Below are 9,006 nucleotides of genomic sequence, written 5' to 3'. Positions count from 1 at the left end.
GGAAATCACCGCGAGGGTCGGACACGAACCCTCTGCCCAAAAAAGCACCGCGCAGATATGCGGCCGCACAACAGTCCTTGGTAACCAGCTGCTCGGATACGCCGAGCACAAGACCGCCTTCGGGGGCAAGCACGCCCATGTCAACCAGCGCCGCCGCCAGCTGGGGTTGAGCAGGCACCTCGATAAGGTAATTCGGCGTTTTGTGCAAAACGCTTCGACGCACCGTGAGGTTGGTTTTCAGACGATAGAGCTCATGCAGCAGCTTGATGACCAAACGGGCCACCGAAGGTGCATCAGTGGCGATTTCGACGCGATAGCGGTTCTTACCCGAGACAAACAACGTGCCCTCGATGCGCACAAGCGCCGCCAAAACGGCTTTGTCGCAATGGCTGCACGTTGCCGGGACGCGGGACAGCTCGTCTTTTACCTCTGCCGTGAACGACATAAATGCAACACCCCCGTGAACGCCTCGCGCAGCAAATACGGATCATGCCAGGTGGGGCGCTGCGGGTCGACCAGATTTCGAACGATGACGACCGGGCCCTTGCTTTGAATGGCGCGCAGGTCGGGATAATCGATGTGCACGGGGCGCACGCGCCTGCCCTCCTCCTCGCCGGGGGCGACGGTGAATCGGCTATCGCCGACATTGACCCCCGTGAGCGCGCGGAAGGTGCCCGTCTCGGAAGCATCGGGGCGAACGGGGTACGGACTGTGCACGAGCACGTAATCAAGCAGCCCGCGCATACCGTGAGCCAACAACGCCTCGACATGCTCGCGCGCAGTGAGACCCCATGTTTCACCCTGCATATCAGCCAAGGAGCACACGAACAGCGTTGCCCCCTTCGATTGGCGGATGGCATCCACCACGCCCGGGACCAGCAGGTTGGGGATGATGGACGTGAACAGGCTTCCCGGTCCAAGCACGATCAGATCGGCGTTGCGGATGGCGTCGAGCGCCGGCTGGTATGCCTGAATCTTGCCCTGACCGCGCAACTGGACGTGCGCAAGCGCCGTCCGCGAATGGCAGGCGACGGCTTGGCCCTCGATATAGCGCCCATCGCGCGTTCGCGCGACCAACGAAACGCGATCGAGCGTAGAGGGGTATACGTGTCCACGCGCATTGAGCAGACGCTCGCAAATCTGAACGGCTTGCGGGAACTCGCCCGTGGCATCCTCGAGCGCGGAAAGCATAAGGTTGCCAAGCGTATGGTTGTCGGCGAACGGGAACCGATATTTGAATGCGCGCGTCAGCGGGTCATCGGGGTCGGCCGCCATAGCGCAAATGCACTTGCGGATATCACCAGGAGGGGTGACGCCCGCCCTTTCGCGCAAGATTCCCGTTGAGCCGCCGTCATCGGCCATAGCGACCACGGCTGAAGTTTCCACGCCCATGGAAAGCAAGGTGCGGATGGATACCGGCGCACCCGTTCCGCCGCCGATGACGACGGCTTTCAAGCTGCTGGACTCCGGCACCACGGGATCTGCCGCATACAGCGGAGCGAACGCCGCCGTCAATGACGGATCATGAGGGAAATGACCGCTCTCCATATGGCTTTCGTGCTGCATCTCGCTCATCCTAACGGCCTTCGACCGGCTTCGCGGCTGCGTTGATGAGCTGGCCATCGACGCCTTCGGCAAGCTTCAGGTCGCGATGCGCGACGCTGACGCGATAGCCCTTCTGCTTGAGATATTCCCCCGTGGACTCGGCGAGCGCCACGCTTCGATGTTGACCGCCGGTGCACCCTACGGCGATGGCGAGCTGCTGCTTGCCCTCCGCCACGTATCCGGGCATAACGCAATCGAGCAGCGCACGCCAGCACTTCTGGAACTCCTCGGTTTCAGATCGGCACAGCACGTAGTCTCGCACAGGCTTGTCAAGGCCGGTAAGCGGACGCAGCTCAGGGTCGTAGTACGGATTGGGAAGGAAACGCACGTCCATGACCAGGTCGGCGTCCACGGGGGCACCATGCTTGAAGCCGAACGAGTACACCGTGACCTGCAGACCTTGGCGCTCCTCGCCGGGAGCGAACAGCGCGCGGATGGTGCTGCGCAGCTGAGCGGGCATCATGTCGGTGGTGTTGATAACGTGGTGCGCCTGCTTGCGCACATCGTAAAGCATCTCGCGCTCGCGCTCTATGCCGCTTGCGATGGAGCTGCCATCGGTGCACAGCGGGTGACGGCGGCGGCTGGATTTATAACGAGCGATGAGCTTCTCGTCATCGGCATCCAAGAACAGCACGCGGTAATCGATGCCGGCGCTTTTGAGCTTGGAAAGCTCCTCCATCAGGCTTTTGAAGAACCCGCCGCTGCGCGCATCGCACACCACGGCGATGCGCCGATGGTTGTCAGGCTGACCGGGCATGCCGGTTAAGGCCAGCAGGTTCCCGATAAGGGCGCTGGGCAGGTTGTCCACGCAAAAATACCCAAGATCCTCGAACGCATGCATGGCCTCGGTACGACCCGCACCGCTCATGCCGCTCACGATGACCAGCTCAGGCATATTCTCAAGCTCGTTTGCAATCTCGGTCATGTCACGAATCTCCTTCCCCGCCTACGACCATTTCATTTCTCGTCTGCTCATTATACTGCTGTAGCACCACGTACAACTCGTTGGCTACCTGGACGGGCACCACCTTGGCGTCAAGGATATCCTGCAAGCTGGCAGTTTTAAGCCGCTTGAAGCTTTTGAAGTGCTTGAGCAGCGCTTTCTTGCGCACCGGGCCCAGGCCTTCCACCTCGTCCAATATGCTTGCCGTCATGCCCTTGCCGCGCAATTGGCGATGGAACTCGATGGCGAAGCGGTGCGCCTCGTCTCGAACCTGCTTGACCAGGTACAAGCTGGCGCTGCCGCCCGGCAGCACCACCGGGCCCGTATCTTGCCAGGGCACGAACAGCTCCTCGTCGCGCTTCGCCAAACCGCACAGGGCGATATCGTGGATCCCCATGCTATCGAACTGCTGCATGACGGCATTGAGCTGCGGCAGGCCGCCGTCCAAGATGATGAGATCGGGCTTTTTGCCGAACCGCTCATCGGCCATTCGCTCAGGGCAATACCTGCGGCTCATAACCTCCTGCATGGACAGGAAATCGTTTGCCTCGTCAAGCTGGGCCTTGATCTTGAAACGTCGGTATTGCCCCTTGTCAGGCCTTCCGTTGCTGAACACCACCATGGAGGCAACGGTATAGGTGCCATGGTTGGTGGAGATATCGAAGCACTCGATGCGCATGGGCGGCGCATCGAGCGCCAAGGCGCTCTCCAGCTGCAGCAAGGCATCGTTGATGCGTTTGTCCTCGTAGTTCGTGCGCACCTTATAGCGCATGAGCGTGTGCTTGGCGTTTTGCTCCGCCATGGAGACCAGATCCGCTTTCTCCCCGCGTTCGGGGACCGCGAACCGAACCTTCGCGCCATGCGCGCTTGCAAGCTTGTCGGTAAGCCACTGCTCCATAGCTTCGGCATCCTCGGGCATGACGCGCACGACCACCTCGTGCGGAATGGACGTGGTGGCATCGTAATAGCGAAGCAGGAACATATGGAGCAAGTCCTGATCGGGAACATCATTACCACGATTGAGCACGAACTCATTGCTGTTGATGATGCGGCCCTCGCGTACCATGAGCACGTGCACGCCGGCGATGGTCTCCTCCCGGAAAAAGCCTATGACGTCGGCGTCGAGGTTACGCGAGCTTACCGCATGCTGTTTATCGCATAGCCCGTTTATGGTATCGATTCGAGCCTTGATACGACCCGCCCGCTCGAAATCGAGCTCGGCCGCAGCCTCTTGCATTTCCTGCGAAAGCTCCTCCACGAACTCCCGATGGTTGCCCGAGAGGAAGCGCTCGATGCGGCTGACGTTGGCGGCATACTGCTCGGGGGTGACCCGACCACAGCACGCCCCGGGGCCCAAGCCCACATGCGCATCGAAGCACGGACGCGCGTCAGATGCCAGGCATGCGAGCGGATCTTTCTCGAGCTTGCGCTTCAGCGTACGCCAGTCAGCGCAGCTAGAAGAGCACAACGGCACCACCCGCCGTGCAATGTCGACCATACGGCGAGCGGCGCGGCTATCGGTATAGGGGCCGAAATAACGCGTATCCGCACGATGCTTCTCGCGGGTGTATTTGATTGCAGGGAACACATCGCCTTTCGTGATGGCGATGAACGGGTAGGACTTGTCGTCCTTGAAGTCGGCGTTAAACCATGGGGCGTGCTGGTTGATAAGGTTCTTCTCAAGCACCAAGGACTCATGCTCGTTGCCCACCACGATGTACTCGAACGTGCAGATCTGCTCGACGAGCAACGGGATCTTGGCGCGCTCATCTTGGAAATTGACATACTGGCGCATGCGGGCACGCAACTGCTTGGCCTTACCGACGTAGATGACCTGACCGTGCTTGTCTTTCCATAGATACACTCCCGGAAGGGTTGGCACGGCATCAAGCTCGCGCTTGATGCGCGCGAGCTTCTGCTCGAACGTCTCCCCCTCCGGCACCCGCACATGCTCATCTCCGGCAACGCCCTGCGCCCTTCCCGAACCGCCTTCGGTGAAGCCCGATGCCGGGTTATATCGTTGGAACTCCTCCGGCTTGCTCACACTACCTCCAGTTTGACGCGAAATGAAATGCATCGCGGCGTATCCAAATCGTCGAACGCGATGATATACGCACGCTTCTGCTCGTCGATACCTTGCACAACGCCGCACCCGAACGCTTTATGGGCAACACGCGTGCCCGGCTTGATGGACGCTTGCCCAGCCATGTCGGCGATCCATCGATCGGTTGCCTCATATGCGCTGCGCGCCTCATCAAGCTGGGAATCCACAGGTTTATTCGAGAACTCCAAGGCCGATGGGTCGATATCGAGGAGGAACCGCGAAGGATAACGCGGCGTCCCCTGATGACCGAAGCCCTCCGCCTCGGTAAGATACAAGCCGTCCTTGGCGCGTGTGAACGCCACGAACGCAAGACGACGCTCCTCCTCCATGGCCTGCACCGTACGTGTTTTGCGCGAAGGCAGAACCCCTTCGGACAGCGAGCATACGAACACATGGCGAAATTCCAAACCCTTAGCGGCATGGATAGTCATAAGCCGCACGTTATCCTGCGATGCATCCGCGATGTCGGCATTGGAGAGCAAGGCTACGTGGTGCAGGTAGTGGTCGATGGTGACCTCCTCACCACACGTTGCCTCGAATTCATAGACCGATTGCTTCAGCTCGGCAAGATTGTCCAATCGCTCTTGGCTGCCCTCGGTGCGCAACATCTGCTCATAGCCGCTTTCATCGAGCAGCGCCGAGAGCACCTCCGATACCGGACGGCCCTCGACGGACCTGCGAAAGCCGCGCACAAGGGCAATAAGCTGCTTGGCCTTCGTGCGTTTGAAGATATCGTCCTCGCATGTGGCCTCAAGAGCCTGCAGCATCGTGCCACCGTGCTCGTCGCAATACTGGCGAAGATACGCCATACGACGCTGACCGAGGTTGCGTTTAGGAACGTTAGCCACGCGCAGAAACGCCAGGTCATCCCCCACCGCAATGAGACGCAGATAGCACAGCGCATCCTTGATCTCGCTCCTGCCGAAAAAGGGCACGCCGCTGAACAGCGAATACGGGATATCCGCCTTCAGAAACGCTTCCTCGACCGACCGCGAGGCGTAATGCGCGCGATACAGAACCGCGATATCGCGATAAGCAACTCCCTTGCCATGCAACGCCTCCACCCCTTCGGCGATCCAGGCCGCTTCGGCCTGGGGCGATACGGCATGATGCCAGACCGTGGGACCGAACGAGCGCCGCGCGGCAACCAGATCCTTCGGGATGCGCATGTGGTTTTTCGCGATGAGCGAATTCGCCACCGCAAGCACCTGGGGCACCGACCGATGGTTCTCGAGCATCATGATGGTACGCGTGCCGGGAAAGCGCTTATCGAAGTCAAGCAGCAGCTTCACATCCGCGCCGCGCCACGAGTAAATGGTTTGATCGGGGTCTCCGACCACGAACAGGTTCCTGTGATACCCTTGCAGCACCTCCATGAGCTGGTATTGCAGCGCATCGATATCCTGGAACTCATCGATCATGATGTATTCCAAACGCTGCTGCCATTTCAGGCAGATGTCGGGGAACCGCTCGAAAACGTAGAGCGTGAATACGATGAGGTCGTTGTAATCGAGCCCGAAGCACTTCCGTTCCTGGTACAGATACCCATAGAAGATGATGTCGCGCACGTCATCGGCCTGCATATACCTGTCGTGCAGCTCGGCGATAGACCATTCGAGCATATCCAGATAGTAGTTCGGGTGCTCTTTGAGCTTCTGCATCTCTATCATGTCGCGTGCAGCGGAAAACGTCATATCGCGCAAGGTAAGACCGCGCTCATCATAAATGGTTTGCAGCATGGCGTCGATGTCGGCGTTATCGAGCACTAGAAAGCTTTTCGGATACCGTACGGCATGGGAATCTTCCTGCAGAACCGAAACGCAAAAGCCATGGAACGTGTTGATGTAGCCGGTGTCGTGATCGCCCGTAAGGCGGCGGATACGTCTGCGCATCTCGTTGGCGGCCTTGTTCGTGAACGTGACGCACAAAATGTTGCCCGGCAGGATACCGAGTTCGTTGACCAAATATGCGAACCGTTGCGTCAGCGCAGCGGTCTTGCCTGTACCCGCGCCTGCGATAACGCGTACATAGCCTTCCGTAGCTGTAACGGCCTGCTGTTGAGCGGCATTGAGCCGAGGCTCGTCATCGAGCCTGCCCAACGCGCGATATGTCGTCATAGAATCCATAACGGGAAGTATATCAAATATGGAACGCCTGTTCTATATCGAAGCGATGGATTTCGAACAATTGTTCTCACGTTCTACCTGGACTGTTGCGATTTCATATGCTTGATCAGCACGAATGTGCAGTACAGCAAGGCAAGAAGCGCGATAAAGGCCCCGACGAAACCGACATCGGCGATAGTCGCGAACGTGCACACCCCGCCGCCGATGAAGCTTCCCGTGCCGATGCCGAGGTTGAAGATGCCGGAGAAAATGGCCATCGCGACGGTCTGCTCGCCATCGCTTGCAAACTCGATGATCTCAGCTTGATAGACGATGGAATATCCCGATCCGGCGATACCCCATAGCATGCAGACGACGAACACGCCGACGATGCCGAGGGCGGCAGGCCGCAAGAGCAGCAGCGCCAACGCCACGCCAGCGACCACCCACACGGCGAACGCTTGACGATGACCGCGGTAAAACCGCGAGCACACCGCGCTTCCCATAAGGCCCGCGATACCGAAGGCGACAAGGGCCATGGTGACCACCTGCTCATCCATACCGCCCACCTGCAGCAAAAACGGCTCGATGTAGCTGTAGCCCGTGTAGTAACCCATGGCATACAGAGCTGTCACGATGAAGATGCCCATGAGGACCTTGTTCCGGAGGATGTCGGGAAGCTGTTTGAGCGTGAAAGGCTTGCTGGCGGGGATCTTCGGGAACACCATCGCCAAGTACGCCAGCACCTGCGCGCTGACCGCGCAGACGCAGCCGAAAGTTTGACGCCAGCCTAACCAAAGCCCCACCATGCGCCCCAACGGCAACCCGACCACCATGGCAAGCGCCGAGCCCGTCACCACGGCGCTGACCGCCATGGGCCCGTGCTTCTCATCGACGACCTTCACCGCCACGGGGGCGGCGATGGCCCAAAACACCGAGTGGGCGCAGGCGACCACCAGACGTGCGGCCATGAGCATGCCGTAGCTGGGAGCCACGGCCGACAGCGCCTGCCCGGCGCAGAACACGCCGATAACCACAAGCATGAGCGGGCGAAACGCCAAACGAGAGCCCAAGATCATAAGGGGAAGCGACAGCAGCATGACCGCCCATGCATACACGGAGATGATGAGCCCCGTCACGCCCTCGCTCGTCCCGAACGAGGCGCCGATGCCGGTCAAAAGGCCCACCGGCATGAACTCCGAGGTGTTGAAGATGAACGCGGAAACGGTGATGCCGATGAGGGGCAGCCATTCCCGCAGCGTAAGCTTGCTATCCACGAACCTTGTCATGAAACCGAGCGCTTCCTTCCCAATCCCTTTGCGCGGATATGGGATTGTAGCCCCATGACGAGTCGCGATCGGCGCGAATGCTCGCTTTCAGAGAACCCTCACGAACCGCCCATAGCAAGCTTGCACCAGCTTGACCAAACGGGCGCGAAAGCAACGAAAACAAGCCGTTTGCGCTGAGCGAAGGCCCGTCCGCCGCAGGTTGCGGCTCATTGTTTCGGCTTCGTTAATATACCGTTTCGCCGGTTTGTCGAAACCTATAATGCAAGCCGTTGAAACTACACCGCATCCGCTAGGAGGTTCACGCAATGACTTACGCTGAGCGCATCATCGAGCAGGTCAAGGCGAAAAACGCCGAGCAGCCCGAGTTCATCCAGGCAGCAACCGAGATCCTGGGCACCCTGCAGCCGGCACTCGACGCGCATCCGGAGTTCGAGGAGGCCGCCCTGCTTGAGCGCATCATCGAGCCCGAGCGCATCATCCAGTTCCGCGTCCCGTGGGTCGACGATTCCGGCAAGGTCCAGGTCAACCGCGGCTTCCGCGTTGAATACAACTCCGCCATCGGCCCCTACAAGGGCGGCCTGCGTTTCAATCCCACCGTCACGCTCGGCATGCTGAAGTTCCTGGGCTTCGAGCAGATCTTCAAGAACGCCCTGACCACCCTTCCCATGGGCGGCGGCAAGGGCGGCTCCGACTTCGACCCCAAGGGCAAGTCCAACAACGAGATCATGCGCTTCTGCCAGTCCTTCATGACCGAGCTGTACCGCCACATCGGCCCCGACACCGACGTTCCCGCTGGCGACCTTGGCGTCGGTGGCCGTGAGGTCGCTTATCTGTTCGGCCAGTACAAGCGCCTGCGCAACGAGTGGACCGGCGTGCTCACCGGCAAGGGCCTCTCGTTCGGCGGCTCGCTTGCCCGCACCGAGGCTACCGGCTACGGCCTCGTCTACTTCGTCGACGAGT

The 9,006-nt window shown here is 59.9% G+C and carries 7 protein-coding genes; 1 reads left to right on the top strand and 6 read right to left on the bottom strand.

From position 1 onward, the window contains the following. From whiA to Q0H50_RS06715, 6 genes are all read right to left on the bottom strand, one after another. Positions 1-445, bottom strand: a 445-nt coding sequence (gene whiA / locus Q0H50_RS06740; protein WP_294420770.1) for a DNA-binding protein WhiA, incomplete at its 3' end; no start/stop codon positions are given. Then, positions 424-1,575, bottom strand: coding sequence for a gluconeogenesis factor YvcK family protein (locus Q0H50_RS06735; protein ID WP_294420769.1), 1,152 nt, complete (start codon positions 1,573-1,575; stop codon positions 424-426). The genes Q0H50_RS06735 and whiA, both read right to left, overlap by 22 nt. A gap of 1 nt (position 1,576) precedes the next feature. Next, positions 1,577-2,530, bottom strand: a complete 954-nt coding sequence (gene rapZ / locus Q0H50_RS06730; RefSeq protein ID WP_294420767.1) for an RNase adapter RapZ — start codon at positions 2,528-2,530, stop codon at positions 1,577-1,579. 1 nt (position 2,531) lies between these two features. Further along, positions 2,532-4,496 (bottom strand): excinuclease ABC subunit UvrC, encoded by a 1,965-nt coding sequence (gene uvrC, locus Q0H50_RS06725; RefSeq protein WP_294420772.1) that lies wholly within the window; start codon positions 4,494-4,496, stop codon positions 2,532-2,534. 92 nt (positions 4,497-4,588) lie between these two features. After that, the gene (locus Q0H50_RS06720) at positions 4,589-6,769 is read right to left on the bottom strand and encodes an ATP-dependent helicase (RefSeq protein WP_294420766.1); all 2,181 of its coding nucleotides are present in this window, start codon (positions 6,767-6,769) and stop codon (positions 4,589-4,591) included. An 83-nt stretch (positions 6,770-6,852) separates the two neighbouring features. Continuing rightward, positions 6,853-8,046, bottom strand: coding sequence for an MFS transporter (locus Q0H50_RS06715; protein ID WP_294420764.1), 1,194 nt, complete (start codon positions 8,044-8,046; stop codon positions 6,853-6,855). Positions 8,047-8,351: 305 nt separating this feature from the next. Here Q0H50_RS06715 and Q0H50_RS06710 point away from each other — a divergent pair. Continuing rightward, positions 8,352-9,006: Glu/Leu/Phe/Val dehydrogenase dimerization domain-containing protein (locus Q0H50_RS06710; RefSeq protein ID WP_294420762.1), on the top strand; the 655-nt coding region annotated here is incomplete at its 3' end.

The sequence above is a fragment of the uncultured Senegalimassilia sp. genome (assembly GCF_934632265.1).
Taxonomy (GTDB): domain Bacteria; phylum Actinomycetota; class Coriobacteriia; order Coriobacteriales; family Eggerthellaceae; genus Senegalimassilia.
The sequence above is the reverse complement of the archived record's forward strand: the minus strand, read 5'-3'. Positions and strand labels throughout refer to the sequence as shown.